Raw genomic sequence first — 20268 nt, forward strand, 5'->3', positions numbered from 1 at the left:
GTGTGCCCCATGGACGGTATCCGTGCATCGTGCAGGCTGCGATAATCGTTCTTCTCACCGCTGCCCCCGAGCTTCGCCATGTCTGACCTGCTTGATCGTTACTCGCTGTCCGGCGGGTCCTATCATGAAATGCTCGACCCCGATGGCGGCGTGCGCCCGCACTGGCAGCGCCTGTTCGAGCATCTGCAACGCAGTGCGCCAGGCCAGTTGTCGCAGCGCCAGGCGTCGTTGACACGGCAGATCCAGGAAAACGGCGTCACCTACAACGTCTACGCCGACCCCAAGGGGGCCGATCGGCCATGGGAGCTGGACCTGTTGCCGCACATCATTCCTGCCCACGAATGGCGACAGGTCGCGGCGGGCATCGCCCAGCGGGCACGCTTGCTCAACGCCGTGCTGGCCGATATCTACGGCCCGCAAACGCTGATTGCCCAAGGGCTGCTGCCCGCCGAGCTGATCTTCGGGCACAACAACTACCTGTGGCCGTGCCAGGGCATGCAGCCGCCGCAAGGCACGTTCCTGCACCTGTATGCTGCGGATCTGGCGCGCACACCCGATGGACGCTGGTGGGTCACCGCCGATCGAACCCAGGCGCCCTCCGGCGCAGGCTATGCACTGGAAAACCGCATGGGCCTGTTGCGGACCTTTCCCGAGCTGTACCGCGACTTGAAAGTGGAGCACATGGCCGGTTTCTTCCGCACCGTGCAAGACACCATGAGCCGTCTGGCAGCCAGCGCCAACGAGGCGCCGCTGGTGGTGCTGTTGACGCCTGGGCGGTTCAACGAAAGTTATTTCGAGCATCTGTACCTGGCGCGCCAGCTCGGCTATCCGCTGGTCGAGGGCAGTGACCTGACCGTGCGCGAAGCGACCGTCTACCTGAAAACCTTGAGCGGTCTGCGCCGGGTGCACGCGATCATGCGCCGCCTGGACGACGATTTCTGCGACCCCCTGGAGTTGCGCACCGACTCGGCTCTGGGCGTGCCCGGCCTGCTCGACGCCGTGCGCCAAGGCAATGTGATGGTGGCCAATGCCTTGGGCAGCGGCGTGCTCGAATCGCCCGGGCTGCTGGGCTTTCTGCCGCGGATCTGCGAGCACCTGTTCGGCGAAACCTTGATCCTGCCTTCCATCGCCACCTGGTGGTGCGGCGAGCCGCCGGTGCTGGCCCAGGCCCTCGAGCGGCTGGACGCGCTGGTGATCAAGCCGGCCTTTCCATCGCAGAACTTCGGTCCGGTGTTCGGTCGAGACCTGGACGCTGCCCAGCGGCAGGCGCTGACCGAACGCATTCAGGCCCGGCCTTATGCCTACGTTGCCCAGGAAATGGCTCAGCTGTCCCAGGCGCCGGTGTGGCACTGCCACGGCAACCACCTGCAGCCACGGGCGATCGGCATGCGCGTGTTTGCGGTCGCCGCTGCCGACGGTTACCGGGTCTTGCCCGGTGGCTTGACCCGGGTGGCCACGGACGCCGATGCCGAAGTGGTGTCGATGCAGCACGGCGGCGCCAGCAAGGACACCTGGGTGTTGGGCGAGCACGCTCCGGTCGGCGAGCAGTGGCGGGCGCAGCGGACCATCGGCGTTCATGACCTGGTGCGCATGGATCCCTACCTGCCTTCGCGGGTGGTGGAAAACCTGTTCTGGTTCGGCCGTTACTGCGAGCGTTGCGACGGCAGTGCGCGGCTGCTGCGGATCATTCTCGGCCGCTACCTGGACGGCGACGATCCACAGGCCTTGCAGGCCGCCGTCGATCTTGCCGAGAGCCTGCACCTGTTGCCCGAAGAGGGCGACCTGCGCGAGCGCCTGCTGACCGCCCTGCGCGGCGAAGACTGGGCGTTCAGCCTGCGCGCCAACCTGCAGCGTCTGCAGTGGGCGGCGTTTCAGGTGCGCGGCAAGTTGTCGCGAGAGAACTGGCAGGCGTTGGGCGAACTGCAGCGCGAGTCACTGATGCTCGAAGTCGACGTGCCGGACCTGGGCGAGTCGCTCGACTTTCTCAATCGGTTGGTGATGAACCTCGCCGCGCTGTCCGGTTTTGCGCTCGACGACATGACGCGCGATGAAGGCTGGCGGTTTCTGATGATCGGACGGCGCATCGAACGCCTGCAGTTTCTCAGCAATGGTTTGTCGGCGTTTCTGGCAAGCGATGCCCTGGACGATCAGGCAGGCCTGGACTGGCTGCTCGAGTTAGGCAACAGCAGCATCACCTATCGCTCGCGCTATCTGGCCGTGCCCCAGTTGATACCCGTGCTGGACCTGCTCCTGCTCGACGCGCAGAACCCCCACGCGGTGTTGTTCCAGCTCAAGCTGGTGGCGCGGGCCGTGCGCCGCCTGAGCGATGAGTTCGACATGCCGGTGGATCGTGCCCTGGAGCCGCTCATCGAGCGTGTGGCCCGCTTCGACCTGGGCACCCTGGAAAATGCGCTGTTCGGTGAAGCCAGCGTGCGCGCCGTGCTCGAGGGCTTGCGCAGCCTGCTGCAGGATATCGCCAGTGTCAGCGTTCAGGTATCGGACCGCCTGGCGTTGCGCCATTTCGTCCATGTCGATGATGTCAGCCAGCAAACGGTGTCGGTGTGATGAGCGCGCATTACCAGATCGTTCACGACACCCGTTATTGCTACGACAGTCCGGTGTCGCTGGCCAAGCAGCTGGCGCACCTGTGGCCCAGGCCTTGCGCGTGGCAGGTGTGCCACGAGCAAGCACTGCAGATCAGTCCCGAACCGACTCGGCGTACCGATGAGCTCGATGTGTTCGGCAATCCGCTGACGCGGCTGGCCTTCGAGCGCCCTCACGATGAGCTCAGGGTCGGCGCGCGTCTGCATGTCGAGGTGCTGCCACGAATGCCGCTCGTGCTCGCCCTATCGCCGGCCTGGGAGTCGACCCGCGATGCCCTGTGCTACAGCGGTGGGCCAGTCGCGGCGCAGGTGCTGCAAGCCTGTCGCTACCGCTTCGAGTCCCCCTACGTGCGCCTGAAAAAAAGCTTCGTGGCGTTTTCCGCCAGTTGCTTTCCGTCCGGCCGGCCGATGTTGCAGGGGGCGCAGGCCTTGATGCAGAAGATCTTCAGCGAGTTCACGTTCGATGCCATGGCCACCCAGGTGGCGACGCCCTTGGTCGAGGTGTTGGAGAACCGCCGGGGCGTCTGCCAGGACTTTGCCCACCTGATGCTGGCGTGCCTGCGCTCCCGCGGCTTGGCGGCACGCTACGTCAGCGGCTATCTGCTGACCCAGCCACCGCCAGGGCAACCGCGGATGATCGGTGCGGATGCGTCGCACGCCTGGGTGTCGGTGTTCTGCCCGGTGCTGGGATGGGTCGATTTCGACCCCACCAACAACGTTCAGCCGGGGCTGGAACACATTACCCTGGCATGGGGGCGTGATTTCAGCGACGTGTCGCCCTTGCGCGGGGTGATTCTGGGCGGCGGCGGGCATGATCCCGAGGTGCGCGTGACTGTCCTGCCAATGGCTTGAGCCGAATGTTTACCGCGGATGTCTGACTGCTGGCAGATTGCTGCAGCCTGCGGCCAATCGTGAAATGATGGCCGCCGTAGCCTTTCCCCCTGCCTGGAGACTCACATGTTCGCAAAAGCTTTAGCGGTATCGGTGCTCGCGTTGGCCAGCGGTCAGTTGCTGGCGGCCGAGTGTTCCACCACCGTCGATTCGACCGACCAGATGACCTTTGGCACGAAGGCTATCGAGATCAGCAAGAGCTGCAAGACGTTCACGGTCAACCTGACCCATTCCGGCAGCCTGCCCAAGGAAGTCATGGGGCACAACTGGGTCCTGAGCAAGCAGGACGATGCCCGCGGCATCGCGATGGACGGCATGAGCGCCGGCATCGACAACAGCTACCTGAAAAAAGGCGACGAGCGCGTGATTGCGTACACCAAGGTCATCGGCGCCGGGGAGAAGGATTCGGTGTCGTTCGATGTGTCGAAACTGTCGGCAGAGCAGAAATACCTGTTCTTCTGCTCGTTCCCGGGTCATCTGGCCATGATGAAAGGGGCAGTGACCCTGGTCGATTGAGTGTTCGCCTCGACCACGCAGGAGCGGTCATCGGTCGCGAAGCAGGCGACGCGGTATGCCTGATTCACCGCGTTGACCTTTTCGCGGCCACGGACCGCTCCCACAGGACGTCCGCCATTGCGTGTACTGGCTTCAACCAGGCACCTTGAACACGTGGCGCAGGTAGGCGACGAAATTCGGGTCGCGGCACTGGGTCTTGGCGGCCTCATCGGAAATCTTCGCCACTGGCTGGCCATTGCAGTCGGTCATCTTCAGCACGATGTTCATGGGCTCCACGCCCGGAATGTCGCAGGTCAGGTTGGTGCCGATACCGAAGCTCACATTGATGCGCCCGCGCAGTGCGCGAAATATCTGCAGCGACTTGGGCAGGTCCAGCCCATCGGAAAACACCAGGGTCTTGGTCATCGGATCGATGCCCAGCTTGCGGTAATGAGCGATGGCCTTTTCTGCCCAGACCACCGGGTCACCCGAATCGTGACGCAAGCCATCGAATAGCTTGGCGAAGTACAGGTCGAAATCCCCGAGAAACGCATCCATGGTGATGCAATCGGTGAGGGCGATGCCGAGCAGGCCACGGTACTCGCGCACCCAGCAATCGAGGGCGGCGATCTGGCTGTCGATCAAGCGCGGCCCCAGTTGCTGGTGAGCCATGATCCACTCGTGGGCCATGGTGCCCAGCGGCTTGAGATCCAGCTGACGAGCCAGATGCATGTTGCTGGTGCCGACGAAGCGCCCCGGAAACTCGTGCTTGAGTACCGTGACCACTTCCTCCTGCACCTTGTAGGAAAAGCGTCGACGGGTGCCGAAGTCAGCCACCTGCAATTCGGCCAGCTCTTCACTGCTGGCATTGGCCTGCAGCCATTCGAACTTGCGATAGAGTTTTTCCCGCGGCTGGCTGAGCAACACATCGGGATAGCGAATGCGGTTGCGCACCTCGCTGACCGTGGCAAGCAGTGGCACTTCGAACAGGATCACATGCAGCCACGGCCCGCGCAGGCGAATGAACAGCTGGTCGTTCTCGATGCCGATGCTCAGGTAGCGCAGGTTGAAGCGAAACAGACCCAGGAAGCGCAGGAAGTCGGGCTTCATGAAATTGATGCCTTCCAGAAAGCTCAGCTGGTCCGGGCCCAGGCTCAATTCGGACAGCTGCTCGAGCTGTTCACGAATGTCGTTCAGGTAGGGCCGCAGGTCTTCGCCGTTGCGACAACGAAACTCCCACTCGACATCGACGTTGGGGTAGTTGTGCAGTACAGCCTGCATCATGCTCAACTTGTAAAGATCGGTGTCGAGCAGATTTTGCACGATGCGATCGGCGAACACGCTCTCGCTCATCAGGGTCTCCAGAACCGCGTGCCTTGTTTGGAACGACGGTGGCGCACAGTAAGGGCACATTCTGCCAGCTTTTTGGAGCGCGGGTGGGCGCGACAGTGCCCTTGCAATGCGTACCTGTGCCGATGCGGCCGGGATGCCGACGGTGGCGGTCTGCAGCGCCCGCTCGGTACGCAGCGCAAGCATCGTGTGGTGCGCGGTGTAGCGGTTATGCACCGACAGTGTGCACTTCGGTTACGTCGGCTGTTACAGCATGGTTGCCCACCAGCGCCGCGAGGGGTTGCAATGATGGCGCGCCTGGGTTGTACCCGCGCTGTTTATGGGTGTCACCATCCCCGTGCCAGACGGTTGCACGACCTGTAGGAAATGGTCATGGCCCGACTCTGTGCGCTTGAAAATGAAAACTGCGCAAGTTGGGCAAATGCGCTGGCACGGCGCTTGCTCGGAGCAATGCGCTGAAGCTGTAGTGCCAACCAAAAAAATTCAGGAGCACCACTCATGTCGCAGACGTTTTACAGGAAAGGTTTTCTGGCTCTCGCAGTGGCAGCTGCGCTGGGCGCTTCGTCGATTGTTCAAGCCGACGTTAAGATCGGCGTAGCAGGGCCGATGACCGGTGCCAACGCATCGTTCGGCGAACAGTACATGAAGGGTGCACAAGCGGCAGCGGACGCCATCAACAAGGCCGGTGGCGTGAACGGGGAGAAGATCGTGCTGGTGGCCGGCGATGATGCCTGCGAGCCCAAGCAGGCTGTGGCTGTAGCCAACAAGCTGGAGCAGGATGGGGTCATCGGCGTGGTCGGCCATTTCTGCTCCTCGTCCACCATCCCCGCATCGTCCATCTACGCGGATGGCGGCATCCTCATGATCACCCCGGGTTCGACCAACCCGCAGGTGACCGAGAGCGGTCTGGACACCATCCTGCGCATGTGCGGTCGTGACGACCAACAGGGCATCGTGGCTGGCAACTACATCGTCGATGTGCTCAAAGGCAAGAAAGTTGCAGTCATCAACGACAAGGACACCTATGGCAAAGGCCTCGCCGATGCCACCGCCAAGCAACTGACCGCTCGCGGTGTCAAACCGGTGCTGGAAGAAGGCCTGACCCGCGGCGAGAAAGACTTCAGCGCCCTGGTCACCAAGATCCGCTCCACGGGCGCAGACGTGGTGTATTTCGGCGGCCTGCATCCCGAGGCTGGTCCGCTTGTTCGGCAGATGCGCGAGCAGGGCCTCAAGGACGTCAAGTTCATGTCCGATGACGGCATCGTCACCGACGAGCTGGTCACCACTGCCGGCGGCGCGCAATACGTCGACGGCGTTTACATGACCTTTGGCGCCGATCCACGCGCGCTGCCCGACAGCAAGGCGGTGGTGGACGAGTTCCGCAAGTCCGGCTACGAGCCTGAAGGCTACACTCTGTACGCGTACGCTTCGTTGCAGGCTTTGGCCGCAGGCTTCAACGGCGCCAAGTCGAACAAGGGCGAAGAGGCTGCCAAGTGGCTGAAGGCCAACCCGGTCAAGACCGTCATGGGCGAGAAGGCCTGGGACACCAAGGGTGACCTGAAAGTGTCCGACTACGTGGTCTACCAGTGGAACGCCGAAGGCAAGTACAAGCAGCTGGAACAGCAGAAGTAGGACGCTTGCGCTGGCGCATGCCAGTCCGGGCCGCCCTTGGGGTGGCCCACGTTTCCCTCAATACCGCCTGACGGGTGGCGGGCAGGCCAACGCCTGCCCGCACCTTGCGCGGTGCGCGGTTCCAGACGTTCGCGAGAGTGCATGATGGACGGTATCTTCCTGCAACAAATGATCAACGGCCTGACCCTGGGGTCGGTGTACGGCTTGATCGCCATTGGCTACACCATGGTCTACGGCATCATCGGCATGATCAACTTCGCTCACGGCGACGTTTACATGATCAGTGCCTATCTGGCCGCCATTGGCTTGGCCGTGCTGTCGTTCTTCGGCCTCGAATCCTTTCCGTTCCTGATCCTGGGCACATTGGTGTTCACCATCGTGGTGACCGGTGTGTACGGCTTCGTGATCGAGCGCGTGGCCTACAAGCCGCTGCGCAACTCGACCCGGCTGGCGCCGCTGATCAGCGCCATCGGCATATCGCTGATCCTGCAGAACTATGCGCAGATCAGCCAGGGCGCTCGCCAGCAAGGCGTGCCGACCCTGCTCGAAGGGGCCTGGCGCCTTGAAGTGGGCACCGGTTTCGTGCAGATCACCTACACCAAGATCTTCATCCTCATTGCCGCCTTCGTGGGCATGGGCGTGCTGACCTACATCATCAAGTTCACCAAGCTTGGGCGCATGTGCCGCGCCACCCAGCAGGATCGCAAGATGGCCTCGATCCTGGGGATCAACACCGACCGGGTCATTTCCTACGTCTTCATCATCGGCGCGGCCATGGCGGCGCTGGCCGGCGTGTTGATCACCATGAACTACGGCACGTTCGACTTCTACGCCGGGTTCATCATCGGCATCAAGGCGTTCACCGCAGCGGTGCTGGGTGGCATCGGCTCACTGCCCGGGGCCATGCTCGGTGGCTTGATACTGGGTGTTGCCGAATCGCAGTTCTCCGGCTTGATCAACTCCGACTACAAGGATGTGTTCAGTTTCGGCCTGTTGGTGCTGATTCTGATCTTCCGTCCCCAAGGCCTGCTGGGTCGCCCACTCGTGGCGAAGGTATAAGTATGTCCGCACCTACTGCCAAACCTATCGATATCAAGAAAAGCCTGGTCGACATGGTCATTGCCGGCCTGCTGGCGCTGATCGTGTTCGGCCCCATCGTCGGCATCGTGCTCGACGGCTACAGCTTCAACCTGCAACCGGCCCGCGTCGCCTGGCTGGTGGCAGCGGTCATGGCCGGACGCTTCCTGCTCAGCCTGTTCCTGCAGACACCGCGTGGCCGCAGCATTTCCCAGAGCTTCGAAAGTTCGGGGTCGGGTGTGCACGTGCTGCCGCCGGACTACAAGTCGCGGCTGCGCTTCATCATTCCAGCGCTGATCGTGATCGCCATCGTGTTCCCCATCTTCGCCAACAAGTACATCCTCACCGTGGTCATTCTCGGGTTGATCTACGTGTTGCTGGGCCTGGGCCTGAACATCGTGGTCGGTCTGGCCGGTCTGCTCGACCTGGGCTACGTGGCGTTCTATGCCATCGGCGCCTACGGCCTCGCCTTGGGCTACCAGTACCTGGGCCTGGGCTTCTGGTCGGCGTTGCCGCTGGCCGCGATCGCGGCGGCGCTGGCGGGGTGCATACTGGGTTTCCCGGTGCTGCGAATGCACGGGGACTACCTGGCCATCGTGACCTTGGGCTTCGGCGAAATCATTCGCCTGGTGCTCAACAACTGGTTGTCGTTCACCGGCGGTCCCAATGGTGTGCCGGTACCTTCGCCCACCTTCTTCGGCCTGGAGTTCGGTCGTCGCGCCCGTGACGGCGGGGTGCCGATCCACGAGTACTTTGGCTTCGAATACAACCCCGACCTGAAATTCGTGTTCATCTACGCCGTGCTGTTCCTGGTGGTACTGGCCGTCCTCTACGTCAAGCATCGGCTCACGCGCATGCCGGTAGGGCGTGCCTGGGAAGCCCTGCGCGAGGACGAGATCGCCTGCCGCTCGATGGGCCTGAACCACGTATTGGTCAAGCTTTCGGCATTCACCATCGGTGCTTCCACCGCCGGCCTGGCCGGGGTGTTCTTCGCCAGCTACCAAGGCTTCGTCAACCCGACCTCGTTCACCTTCTTCGAGTCGGCGCTGATCCTTGCCATCGTCGTGCTGGGCGGTATGGGTTCCACCGTGGGCGTGGTGATTGCTGCCTTCGTGCTGACCGTGGCACCGGAGCTGCTGCGCAGTTTCTCCGAGTATCGGGTATTGCTGTTTGGCGTATTGATGGTGCTGATGATGATCTGGCGACCACGTGGCCTGATCCGTATCAGCCGTACCGGCATCAAGCCAGTCAAGGGCGCATTGATCGACGCCAAGGGGACTACGCCATGAGTAACGAAGTCATTCTTTCGGTCGAGAAATTGATGATGCATTTCGGTGGCATCAAGGCCTTGAGCGATGTCAGCCTGCAGGTCAGGCGCAACTCGATCTTTGCCCTGATCGGCCCCAACGGCGCAGGCAAGACCACTGTCTTCAACTGCCTCACCGGGTTCTACAAAGCCACTGGCGGGCGCATCGAACTCAACGCTCGTGGCCAGAAGACCAACGTCATCAAGCTGCTCGGCGAGCCGTTCCAGGCCACCGACTTCGTGTCGCCACGCAGCTTCGCCAGCCGCGTCTGGTACAAGATGTTCGGCGGGACTCACCTGGTGAACCGCGCAGGGCTGGCCCGGACCTTCCAGAACATTCGTCTGTTCAAGGAAATGTCGGTGCTGGAAAACCTGCTGGTGGCCCAGCACATGTGGGTCAACCGCAACATGCTGGCAGGCATCTTCAACACCCGTGGCTACCGCAAGGCCGAAGAGGACGCTATCAAGACAGCGTTTTACTGGCTGGAGGTGGTTGACCTGGTGAACTGCGCCAACCGCTTGGCCGGTGAGCTCTCCTATGGCCAGCAACGCCGTCTGGAGATCGCCCGGGCCATGTGCACGCGGCCCCAGGTGATCTGCCTGGACGAACCGGCGGCGGGCCTCAACCCCCAGGAAACCGAGGCGCTGAGCGGAATGATCCGCCTGCTGCGTGACGAGCATGATATGACGGTAGTGCTGATCGAGCACGATATGGGCATGGTGATGAGCATTTCCGACGACATCGTGGTGCTGGACCACGGCAATGTGATCGCCAAGGGCGGCCCCGAGCAGATCCGCAACGACCCCAAGGTGATCGCGGCCTACCTGGGTGCCGAAGAGGAGGAGCTGGTATGAGTACGCCCATCCTCGAAATGAAGGAGATCGACGTTCACTACGGCCCGATCCAGGCGCTGAAGAAAGTCTCGCTGCACATCAACGAGGGCGAGACGGTCAGCCTGATCGGTTCCAACGGTGCGGGCAAGTCGACGCTGCTGATGTCGATCTTCGGCCAACCGCGCGCCAGTGCGGGGCAGATCATCTACCGGGGCACCGACATCACCCAGAAGTCGTCCCACTACATCGCTTCGAACGGCATCGCTCAGTCGCCGGAAGGCCGCCGGGTGTTTCCCGACATGTCGGTGGAAGAAAACTTGATGATGGGCACCATCCCCATCGGCGACAAGCACTCGAGCGAAGACATGCAGCGCATGTTCGAGCTGTTCCCACGGCTCAAGGAACGGCGCAATCAGCGTGCCATGACCATGTCCGGAGGCGAGCAGCAGATGCTCGCGATCGCCCGTGCGCTGATGAGTCGACCCAAGCTGCTGCTGCTCGACGAGCCGTCGCTGGGGCTGGCACCGATCGTGGTCAAGCAGATCTTCTCGACCCTGCGCGAGCTGGCCCAGAGCGGCATGACCATCTTCCTGGTCGAACAGAACGCCAACCATGCGCTGCGGCTTTCCGACCGCGCCTATGTGATGGTCAACGGCGAGATACGCCTGACCGGGACGGGGCGTGAATTGTTGAGCAACGACGAGGTGCGCAACGCGTATCTTGGCGGTCATTGAAAACACCTGAACGGCCCATCGAACGCCCCGTCAGGGGCGTTTTTCATTGCCTTGCACAATTGTGGAAAACAAATTCGCTGGAACCTCCACGTGCGACATAAAACCACTGTTGGTCACTGAAACGCCACAATCCACGCTTGTCCCCAATTGCTGTGGAACCGGTTGTGGACAAGTTGGTGGTATACCCCTGCAAGCCGCGTAGCACGTGGCCTGCAGGTTATTGATCAAAAATCGCACAGTGCATTCTCGAGTCGCACGAGCGGCGTTTGTCAACTGTTTTATCCACCGTGCCAATCAGAGTGACAGTACCCGGTCATCCTGTGGATAAGTCTGTGAACAAGCCTTGGAAATACCTCGAAAAGTGGCGGTTTCACTGGCGTTGCGCCTTTGGTCGTGTGACCCCTGCAAACTGAATGTGGTTTCTGCATACGCATTGCATCCGGCCGGTCAAGCCAAAAAATTCTAATGGCGTCCAGCCAGCTTGGCTTTCGACACAGTCGTGCAGGCCGAAGTTGCCCCCAATCTCTGTGGAACCGCTTGTGGATAAGATGCGGGTAACCACGCCTGGGCCCGCAGCCACGAGGGTTTGAGGGCCCTGCTCGATTATTGATCAGTTGCATACGGTCGATCCGCCGGGCATTCTGCAAAACCCCATTCACGGTGGCGACGGTTCGAACGGCCTGCGCATTGCGTGGGTACGCTCCGTGGCTACCCCCGCAGGAGACCCGCATGACTTCCACGGTATTCATCACTGGCGCCACGTCCGGATTTGGCGAAGCCTGCGCTCGCCGTTTTGCCGAGGCAGGCTGGTCGCTGATCCTCACCGGCCGTCGCGAAGAGCGCCTCACGGCACTGAGCGAAGAGCTGTCGGCAAAGACGCGGGTGCATCCGCTGGTGCTCGATGTGCGCGACAGAAAGGCCATGGAGGCCGCCATTGGCGGATTGCCCGAGGAGTTCGCCAGTATCAGTGGGCTGGTCAACAACGCCGGTCTGGCACTGGGTGCCGATCCTGCGCCCAAGTGCGATCTGGACGACTGGGACACCATGGTCGATACCAACGTCAAGGGCCTGATCTACGCAACGCGGCTGTTGCTGCCGCGTCTGATTGCCCACGGCAAGGGCGCCACCATCGTCAACTTGGGTTCCGTGGCGGGCAATTACCCGTATCCCGGCAGCCACGTCTACGGCGCCACCAAGGCCTTTGTCGGGCAGTTCTCGTTGAGTCTGCGCTGTGACCTGCAAGGCACCGGCGTGCGCGTCACCAACCTGGAACCTGGGATGTGCGAGAGCGAGTTCTCCCTGGTGCGTTTCGGCGGCGACCAGGCACGTTACGACGCTACCTATGCCGGCGCCAATCCGATCCAGCCGCAGGACATTGCCGAAACCATTCACTGGATTCTGACCCAGCCTGCGCACATCAACATCAATCGCCTGGAAGTGATGCCGGTCACGCAGTCGTGGGCCGGCTTCGCCGTGGAGCGTCCAGGCAAGGCGTGATCGGCCCCCGTGTCAGATGAACGCCTGCAGGCCCTGGTAGCAGGTCAGCAGGTGGTAGGGGGTGGTCGATGGCATGTCGGTGCGGCTGACCATGCCAGTGCCATCACGGCATTCGTGCCAGCCGCCAGGGTGCAGGAAGCGCCCGCGCAGCACCTGTAGTTGCGCAGTGACCGCTGCACCGGGCTGCAAGGTCAGCGCTCGCAGGTATTCGGCCTGTGCCCAGATACGCTGGGTGGCGTCCAGTACCTGGCCGTCGAGCGTGAGCATGCTCATGACCACGCCGTCCCGAACGCCTGTGCGCTGTGCATAGCCGAAGGCGCGCTGCAGGGAGAGGTGCAGCGCACTGCCCTGTAATAGCGGTGAGGTCTGCACGAGGAACAGCCATTCGAACTGATGACCCGGCTCGAACCAGTTGTCCACTGCACCGCGCGGCTTCTCCAGCATGATCCCGTGCTCGGGCTCCACGAAGCGCGCCTGCATGGCGTCGCACAGCGCTTGCAGCGCCGCTTGCGTGGGTTGGTCGTCACGCACTGCCAGGGTTGCCAGAAAGCCTTCGGCCAGGTGCATCAAGGGGTTCTGCAGCGGGCCGCTGCCCAGGTTCGCCCAGTCTTCGCCGAGCACGGCTTCGTAGAGGCCGTCATCTGTGGAAAACCGTGTCGCAATCACCTCGAGTGCGGCATTGAGCACCGATTCCACCAGCGGTTCGCGCACTTTGGCCCAGTAGTGCGCGCAGGCGAAGACGATGAACGCGTGGGTGTAGAGATCCTTGCGTCGATCCAGCGGGCGACCCTGGGCGTCGATGCTGTAGAACCAGCCGCCGTGTTCGGCATCGTGGAAATGCCGTTGCAGGGAACGGAACAGGGTGGCGGCGTGTTCGCGGGCACCGGGTTGCTCGATCAGGCTGGAAAAAACGTACAGCTGACGGGCGCAGGCCATGGCGCGGTAGCGCTGCGCCGGCAACGGCTGGCCGGCAGCGCTTACGGCTTCGAACGGCAAGCCGAGTTCGCTATCGAAGCCGGCCCCTTGCCAGAGTGGCAATACGATTTCGCGAAAGTGCGCTTGGGTGGCCGCCAGGGCGGCGTGCAGCGTTGGGTCGGGCATTGGCGGGATCATCGCAGGCGTTTTGCGCGACATGGTAGCAGGTGTCGGGCACGGCTCCTAAAGCAAGGCCCCCGGACAGAGGGCCGCGCCGCCATCAGCCGGCCAGCAGCCAGGCACCGGTCAATGCCGACAGAGCACCGGCCACGCGCACCAGCGGCGCCGCTGCCGTTGGCAGGAACCGAACGACGGCATAACCCGCCGCATGCAGGGCTGCGGTCGCCGCGACGAAACCGGCGGCATAGGCAACCGGGCTGGACATGTCCGGCAATTCCAGGCCGTGAGCGACGCCGTGGAACAACGCGAACAGCGCAGTGGCCACCACCGCCAAGAGCAACGGTGGCCGCACGGCCAGTGCCACGGCCAGGCCCAGCGCCAGTACCGAGGCGGCAATGCCGCTTTCCAGTGCAGGCAGTTGCAGGCCGGCGAAACCCAGCAGCCCACCGATCAGCATGGTGCCGACGAAGGTGCAGGGCAGGGCCCAGCGTGCCGCGCCTTGCTGCTGCGCCGCCCACAGGCCGACGGCAAGCATGGCCAGCAGGTGGTCCAGACCACCCAGAGGGTGACCGATGCCAGCCAGCAGGCCATTGTCGCCGTGGCCCGGATGAGCGAAGGCCACGGCCGGTGTCAGCAGCAGGGCTGCGCAGGTGAAAAGCGTCTTGAAGGTCATGCGTGTCGGTTCCTTATCGTCGTGATCACGGTGATTGCGGGCAAGGGCGCGCGGGGTTCAGGCGGCGTCGAGCAGGCCTTGGCGTTCGATGAAGGCAATGATCTGCTCCAGACCCTGCCCGGTTTTCTGGTTGCTGAAGACGAACGGCTTTTCGCCGCGCATGCGTCGGGTGTCACCGTCCATCATTTCCAGTGACGCGCCTACCAGCGGCGCCAGGTCGATCTTGTTGATCACCAACAGGTCGGACTTGCAGATGCCAGGACCGCCTTTGCGCGGCAGCTTGTCGCCAGCGGACACGTCGATCACGTAGATGGTCAGGTCCGACAGTTCGGGGCTGAAGGTGGCGGACAGGTTGTCCCCACCCGACTCCACAAGAATCAGATCCAGGCCCGGAAAGCGCCGGTTGAGCTGGTCCACGGCTTCCAGGTTGATCGATGCGTCTTCGCGGATGGCGGTGTGCGGGCAACCGCCGGTTTCCACGCCGATGATGCGCTCGGGCGCCAGTGCCTGGTTGCGCACCAGAAAGTCGGCGTCCTCGCGGGTGTAGATGTCGTTGGTGACCACCGCCAGGTTGTAGCGATCACGCAGGGCCAGGCACAGGGCCAGGGTCAGCGCGGTCTTGCCGGAGCCTACCGGGCCTCCGATACCGACACGCAGGGGTTGGGTATTCATGGTGATTCTCCTAGGAACGGAACAAGCGGCTGTACTGGCGCTCGTGGGCCATGCTCGCCAATGACAGGCCGAAGGCGGCGCTGCCGTAGTGTCGGGGATCCAGTTCGGTGGCATCGAACTGTGCCTGCTGCAGCGTCGGCAGCAGTTGTGTGGTGAGGCGCTGAGCGGCCTGTTGGCCCAGGGGCAGGGTTTTCATGAGCACCGCCAACTGGTTTTCCAGCCAACTCCACAGCCAGGCCGCAAGGGCATCCTGTGCAGGGATATTCCAGGCGCGCGCGGCCAGCGCCCAACCCAGCGCCAGGTGGGGTTCTTCGAGTTGGGCCAGATAGTGGCGGGCCGGTGTGTCCAGTTCGGCAAGGCCGAGCAACAGCTGCTTGAGCGAGTAGCCCATTTGCCGACTTTCGAGTTGCAGCTCGCGGGTTTCTCGACTCGCGCGGTGTTCGGCGCACAACTCCAGCAGTTGTCCCCAGTCCTCTTCGGCGACGGCCACGCAGTGGGCCAGCAGCAGGGGGGCCTCGAAACGTGCCAGGTTGAGCAGCAGTTGGTCGGCGATCCAGCGATGGGCGCTCTGTGCATCGGTCACCGTGCCGTTTTCCACGGCCATCTCCAGGCCCTGCGAGTAGCTGTAGCCGCCAATCGGCAACTGCGGGCTGGCCAGGCGCAGCAGGGCCCAGGCGTTGTTCACGTGCGCACGCCGAACTGGTGCAGTTTGGGCGCGTAGTTGAAGTCTTCTTCGCCATGACGGGAGTGATGGTGACCGCCGCCATAGGCACCATGTTCTGGCTGGAAGGGCGCAAGCAGCGGCTCGGTCTGCGCACCAAGCTGTTCGAGCATGGCCTTGAGCACGTAGTCGTCGAGCAGGCGCAGCCAGCCGTCACCGACTTGCAGGGCCACGTGGCGATTGCCCAGATGATAGGCAGCGCGCGTCAGCTCGAAGGCGCTGCTGCAGGTGACATGAAGCAGCGCCTCGGGCCGTGCGCAAACACGCACTACGCGGCCGTCCTCGGCCTGTAGGCATTCACCGTCGTGCAACGGAGGTTGACCGCGTTCCAGAAACAGACCGACGTCTTCACCCTCGGCACTGAAACAGCGCAGGCGACTTTTGCTGCGGGCCTCGAAGTTCAAGTGCAGTTCGGCAGCCCATTGGCCCGCAGGGGCGATTCGGCGATGGATAACCAGCATTGGCGGCGTCCTTTTCAGAGCAGTGGCCAATGCAGAGCAAGTGTCTTGCCAACCCAAGAATGGCGGATAACCAAGGGCAGCCGCCAGAAAAGAGGGCGATTTCGTGCACTTGTTCGGTGCGCTAGGTGTTCGCGTGCACCGGCAGGTGGCGCAGGCGTTACTGACTGAGGCCCTTCCAGTATTTGGCGCCGATGAAGATGAAGCGCAATTGCTGGCCGATCTTCGCCTCCGGGGTCAGGTGGGCCGGCAAGTCGGCCGCCGGTGGGTCGATCAGCTCGGGGAGCGTGGCAAATACGGCTTTGACGACCAGATCGGCCATCACCTGCAGTGACGCGCTGCTCAGGTGCTGCCATTTGGGCATGGAGCCCAGGTCGGTGGCCAGGTCGGCGCTGATGCCGGCGCGCAGGCTGGCAATGGCTTGGCGGACGGGCAGGGAACCGCCGTATTGCTCGCGGGCGAGAAACAGGAATTGCGGGCGGTTGGCAGCGACCCCGTCGAGAAAGATGCGCACGGAGGCTGCAGTGAGTCCGCCGACCACTATTTCATGGTGACGAACCAGACGCAGGGTGGCGCGGAACGTGGCGTCCACTTCGTTGACCAGGGCCAGGCCGAGCTGATCCATATCGTCGAAATGGCGATAGAAACCGGTGGGAACGATGCCGGCAGCCTTGGCAACTTCGCGCAGGCTGATACTGCCGAAGCCTCGACCGGCCGCCATCAATTGGCGTGCTGCTTCGAGGAGGGCGAGGCGGGTCTGCTGTTTCTGTTCGGCGCGAGGCAACATCGACGGAGCTTCTGTGAAGGGCAGCAACGAACTCTAGCAAATTGACAGGCGGGGCGTCGAACCAAGCAGGCGATGTGGTGGGTTATGCGCAGGCGGCAAGCCCGGCTTGGGGAGACCGGGCTTCGTCGGATAGATCAAACCGCAGCATCATGCGTTGGCTTGACCTTGGCGATCGAGCAGGCGCTGCGAACCGTTCTCAGCGAAGGTGCCTTGTGGAGTGCGGTCCGCGCCGTCTTCAGCGAAGGTAGCCTGTGGGGTGCGGTCCGAACCGTTCTCGGCGAAGGTGCCTTGTGGGGTACGGTCCGAGCCGTCCTCGGCAAAGGTGCCCTGTGGAGTGCGGTCCGCGCCGTCTTCGGCGAAGGTGGCCTGTGGGGTGCGATCGGAACCGTTCTCGGCGAAGGTGCCTTGTGGAGTGCGATCCGCGCCATCTTCGGCGAAGGTGGCCTGTGGAGTACGGTCCGAACCGTTTTCGGCGACAGCGCCTTGTGGGGTGCGATCGGAACCGTCTTCGGCCAGGTAGGGCTGGCTGAAGCTGGCAGCGCTGGAACGCAGTTCGGCGGAAACACTTTGATCGGCGGCTGGCATGGCAAAAGCGTTGGCAGCGAGGACCGAGAGAGTCAGGGAAAGCAGCAATTGGCGTTTCATGATGTAGGCGCTCCTTGGGAGGGCAGTAATTGGGTACAGAGCCAATGCTACTCTTTGAAATTCGATAGAAAAGTTCATAAAGGCAATGGTAACAATCAACGAAAATGATGTTTTGCCGCGAGGGCTCTAGATCGGAGGTTTCAGTGCACCAGTGCGGTGAATTCTCGGGCCCTGGGCACCGTTGTCGAGCGTCACCATCGGTAACGTCGATGAAGGAGCGACGCTAAAATCCTGTAGCAGCGGCGCGAGCCGCGTCCTGGTTGACCACGTTGGATCAGGCAGATCGCATGTATCGCCGACGCGGCTCGCGCCGCTGCTACAGGGGGCAGACCGCGATCCCTGTAGCGGCGGCGCAAGCTGCGTCCGGGTTCAGGCACACCGCATCCGCCGTTGAAGCGGCTCGCGTCCGGGCTCGAAAAACCCAAAAACTAAACCCTCGAGGCGTTTATCAGTCCTACCCTTGTTAGGTAGCAACCTCTGTGCTCGCGGGAGCACGCAGTCTCAAGGAGCCCGCAATGACGCGCCCACGTAAAATCATCGCCTGGACCCTGGGCAGCCTGTTGGTCCTGCTGGTGATATTGGTGGTGGTGATCGCCACCTTCGATTGGAATCGAATCAAGCCCACGCTCAACGAAAAAGTATCCGAAGCCCTGCATCGGCCCTTCGCCATCAATGGCGACCTTGCTGTGCACTGGCAGCGTGAAACGGATGAGGGCGGCTGGCGTGCCTGGGTGCCGTGGCCGCGCTTCGTCGCGCAAGACATCACTCTGGGCAATCCCGACTGGTCGCAGAAACCCCAGATGGCGAGCCTGCAGAAGGTCGAGTTTCGCCTCTCGCCCCTGCCGCTGCTGGCTCAGCGGGTGGTCATACCGCGTATCGACCTGACCGGCCCCGACGTTGCCCTGCAGCGCTTGGCAGATGGGCGCGCCAACTGGACCTTTAAGTTCGACGAAAAAGACCCCAATGCCGAGCCTTCCAAATGGGTCATGGACATCGGTGCCATAGGCTTCGACAAAGGCGTGGTGGCTTTCGACGACCAGACACTCAAGACCTCGGTCAAGGTGTTGATCGACCCACTGGGCAAGCCCATTGCATTCAGCGATATCGTCGGCAGCAGTGCGGCGAAGAAAGTCGCTGACCAGGGCGCCAGTGCACAGGACTATGCCTTCGGCTTCAAGGTCGATGGCCGCTACAAAGACCTGCCGCTGTCGGGTTCAGGCAAGATCGGCGGGCTGCTGGCGCTGCAGGATGCGACGCGACCGTTTCCCGTGCAGGTCGACCTGCGCATTGCCGATACCCGTGCGGCAGTGGCCGGTACCCTGACCGACCCGCGCAATCTCGGCGCCCTGGATCTGCGCCTGCGCCTGAGTGGCAGCAGCCTAGGCAACCTGTACCCGCTGACTGGCGTGACCCTGCCGGATTCTCCCGCCTACGAAACCGATGGGCACTTGCTGGTCAAACTGCACGAGCCCGGCGGTGCGTCGTTTCGCTATGAAGGCTTCAACGGCAAGATCGGCAACAGCGACATTCATGGTGATCTGGGCTTCGTCGCCAGTCAGCCAAGGCCCAAGCTGAGCGGCGCTCTGGTGTCCAACCAGTTGCTGTTCGCCGACCTCAAGCCTTTGATCGGCGCCGATTCCAATACCGAGCAGAAAGCTCGGGGCGGGGCCAGCAAGCAGCCCACTGGCAAGGTGCTGCCCGTCGAAGAGTTCAAGACCGACCGCTGGCGTGCCATGGACGCCGATGTCGAATTCACCGGACGCAAGATCGTCCACAGCGAAGAACTGCCATTCACCGATCTCTACACCCATGTGGTGCTCAATGACGGCAACCTGCGCCTGGAACCTCTGCGCTTCGGTGTGGCCGGTGGCAAGCTCGATGCGCAGATTTCGCTGAACGGCCGCACTACGCCCTTGCAGGGTCGTGCCAAATTGACCGCGCGCGGGTTCCAGCTCAAGCAGCTGTTTCCCACGTTCGAGCCCATGCGTACCAGTTTCGGCCAGCTCAACGGCGATGCGGACATCACCGGCACCGGCAACTCGGTGGCGGCGTTGCTGGGTTCAGCGGACGGTAATCTGAAGATGCTGGTCAATGATGGTGCCGTGAGCCGGGACCTGATGGAAATTGCCGGACTCAACGTCGGTAATTACCTGGTCGGCAAGATCTTCGGCGACAAGGAAGTGGAGATCAATTGCGCGGCGGCCTCGCTGGGCATCAAGAACGGGCTGGCCAGCACCGACCTGTTCGTTTTCGATACCGAGAACGCGATCATCTACGTCGACGGCACGGTGAATTTCAAACAGGAACAACTGGATCTGAAGATCTCGCCGGAGTCGAAGGGCTTCCGCCTGCTGTCGCTGCGCTCGCCGTTGTATGTCCGCGGCCCGTTCGCCAAGCCCAATGCCGGGGTGCAGGCAGTGCCTTTGTTGCTACGCGGTGCAGGCATGGTCGCATTGGGCGCTACCATCGGGCCTGCGGCGGGCCTGCTGGCGCTGGTCGCGCCCAGCGGCGGCGAGCCGAACCAGTGCACGCCTTTGCTGGAGCAGATGAAGTCGGGCAAGGCACCCAAGACCGTGCCTGCTTCCTGAGACGGTTCGAGGGGTGCTCCCGAGCGCTGCGGCGCGCCGGTTGAACCAAGTCGCGCCCTTCGCGGCCACGGACCGCTCCTGCATGGGGTTGCGGTACTCCTGTAGGAGCGGTCATCGGCCGCGAATGGGCCCTGCGGTGTATCAGGTGAATCGAGTCGCGCCCTTCGCGGCCACGGACCACTCCCACAGGGGCTTGCGGTACTCCTGTAG

Annotated in this window: 18 protein-coding genes; 10 read left to right on the top strand and 8 right to left on the bottom strand. The window is 62.7% G+C overall.

Annotated elements, in window-relative coordinates; genetic code table 11:
* Nucleotides 1-78 precede the first annotated feature (78 nt).
* The 3 genes from IFT98_RS09150 to azu all read left to right on the top strand — a co-directional run bounded on the left by IFT98_RS09150 (nt 79) and on the right by azu (nt 4010).
* Complete coding sequence (locus IFT98_RS09150; RefSeq protein WP_122796515.1) at nt 79-2565, top strand: circularly permuted type 2 ATP-grasp protein; 2487 nt, start codon at nt 79-81, stop codon at nt 2563-2565.
* Entirely contained in the window at nt 2565-3455 is an 891-nt protein-coding gene (locus IFT98_RS09155; RefSeq protein WP_122714630.1) for a transglutaminase family protein, read from the top strand. The genes IFT98_RS09150 and IFT98_RS09155 overlap by 1 nt, the downstream gene beginning before the upstream one ends.
* Nucleotides 3456-3560: 105 nt before the next feature.
* Complete coding sequence (azu, locus tag IFT98_RS09160; protein WP_192048129.1) at nt 3561-4010, top strand: azurin; 450 nt, start codon at nt 3561-3563, stop codon at nt 4008-4010.
* Nucleotides 4011-4142: 132 nt separating this feature from the next.
* Here azu and pncB read toward each other — a convergent pair whose 3' ends face one another.
* Nucleotides 4143-5342 (bottom strand): nicotinate phosphoribosyltransferase, encoded by a 1200-nt coding sequence (pncB, locus tag IFT98_RS09165; protein WP_192048130.1) that lies wholly within the window; start codon nt 5340-5342, stop codon nt 4143-4145.
* A 495-nt stretch (nt 5343-5837) separates the two neighbouring features.
* Here pncB and IFT98_RS09170 point away from each other — a divergent pair, with 495 nt between their 5' ends.
* From IFT98_RS09170 to IFT98_RS09195, 6 genes are all read left to right on the top strand, one after another.
* Nucleotides 5838-6971, top strand: coding sequence for a branched-chain amino acid ABC transporter substrate-binding protein (locus IFT98_RS09170; RefSeq protein ID WP_192048131.1), 1134 nt, complete (start codon nt 5838-5840; stop codon nt 6969-6971).
* 144 nt (nt 6972-7115) lie between these two features.
* Complete coding sequence (locus tag IFT98_RS09175) at nt 7116-8030, top strand: ABC transporter permease subunit (protein WP_122480658.1); 915 nt, start codon at nt 7116-7118, stop codon at nt 8028-8030.
* 2 nt (nt 8031-8032) lie between these two features.
* Nucleotides 8033-9337 (top strand): high-affinity branched-chain amino acid ABC transporter permease LivM, encoded by a 1305-nt coding sequence (gene livM / locus IFT98_RS09180; protein WP_192048132.1) that lies wholly within the window; start codon nt 8033-8035, stop codon nt 9335-9337.
* Nucleotides 9334-10209, top strand: coding sequence for an ABC transporter ATP-binding protein (locus IFT98_RS09185; protein WP_122796510.1), 876 nt, complete (start codon nt 9334-9336; stop codon nt 10207-10209). The genes livM and IFT98_RS09185 overlap by 4 nt, the downstream gene beginning before the upstream one ends.
* On the top strand, nt 10206-10922 hold the full coding sequence (locus IFT98_RS09190) for an ABC transporter ATP-binding protein (RefSeq protein WP_122714635.1): 717 nt from the start codon (nt 10206-10208) through the stop codon (nt 10920-10922). Before IFT98_RS09185 ends, IFT98_RS09190 begins: the two co-directional genes overlap by 4 nt.
* Before the next feature lie 729 nt (nt 10923-11651).
* Entirely contained in the window at nt 11652-12419 is a 768-nt protein-coding gene (locus IFT98_RS09195; RefSeq protein ID WP_122796509.1) for an SDR family oxidoreductase, read from the top strand.
* A 12-nt stretch (nt 12420-12431) separates the two neighbouring features.
* Here the strand turns inward: IFT98_RS09195 and IFT98_RS09200 are convergent, their stop codons facing one another.
* The 7 genes from IFT98_RS09200 to IFT98_RS09230 all read right to left on the bottom strand — a co-directional run bounded on the left by IFT98_RS09200 (nt 12432) and on the right by IFT98_RS09230 (nt 17470).
* Nucleotides 12432-13520 carry an AGE family epimerase/isomerase gene (locus IFT98_RS09200; protein WP_192048133.1) on the bottom strand — a complete coding sequence of 363 codons (1089 nt, stop codon included), beginning with the start codon at nt 13518-13520 and terminating at the stop codon, nt 12432-12434.
* A gap of 94 nt (nt 13521-13614) precedes the next feature.
* Nucleotides 13615-14187, bottom strand: coding sequence for a HupE/UreJ family protein (locus tag IFT98_RS09205; protein ID WP_192048134.1), 573 nt, complete (start codon nt 14185-14187; stop codon nt 13615-13617).
* A gap of 57 nt (nt 14188-14244) precedes the next feature.
* Nucleotides 14245-14859, bottom strand: coding sequence for an urease accessory protein UreG (gene ureG / locus IFT98_RS09210; protein ID WP_122714639.1), 615 nt, complete (start codon nt 14857-14859; stop codon nt 14245-14247).
* A gap of 10 nt (nt 14860-14869) precedes the next feature.
* Nucleotides 14870-15544: an urease accessory protein UreF gene (locus tag IFT98_RS09215; RefSeq protein WP_192048135.1), complete on the bottom strand. Its 675-nt coding sequence runs from the start codon at nt 15542-15544 to the stop codon at nt 14870-14872.
* Nucleotides 15541-16041 (bottom strand): urease accessory protein UreE, encoded by a 501-nt coding sequence (gene ureE / locus IFT98_RS09220; RefSeq protein WP_122714641.1) that lies wholly within the window; start codon nt 16039-16041, stop codon nt 15541-15543. The genes IFT98_RS09215 and ureE overlap by 4 nt, the downstream gene beginning before the upstream one ends.
* A gap of 157 nt (nt 16042-16198) precedes the next feature.
* Entirely contained in the window at nt 16199-16825 is a 627-nt protein-coding gene (locus tag IFT98_RS09225) for a TetR family transcriptional regulator (RefSeq protein ID WP_122796504.1), read from the bottom strand.
* 147 nt (nt 16826-16972) lie between these two features.
* On the bottom strand, nt 16973-17470 hold the full coding sequence (locus IFT98_RS09230; protein WP_192048136.1) for a hypothetical protein: 498 nt from the start codon (nt 17468-17470) through the stop codon (nt 16973-16975).
* A 515-nt stretch (nt 17471-17985) separates the two neighbouring features.
* On the opposite strand from IFT98_RS09230, the gene IFT98_RS09235 reads away from it, so the two are divergent.
* Entirely contained in the window at nt 17986-20058 is a 2073-nt protein-coding gene (locus IFT98_RS09235; RefSeq protein ID WP_192048137.1) for an AsmA family protein, read from the top strand.
* Nucleotides 20059-20268: the final 210 nt, after the last annotated feature.

This window comes from Pseudomonas sp. CFBP 8770 (genome assembly GCF_014841705.1).
Classification (GTDB): domain Bacteria; phylum Pseudomonadota; class Gammaproteobacteria; order Pseudomonadales; family Pseudomonadaceae; genus Aquipseudomonas.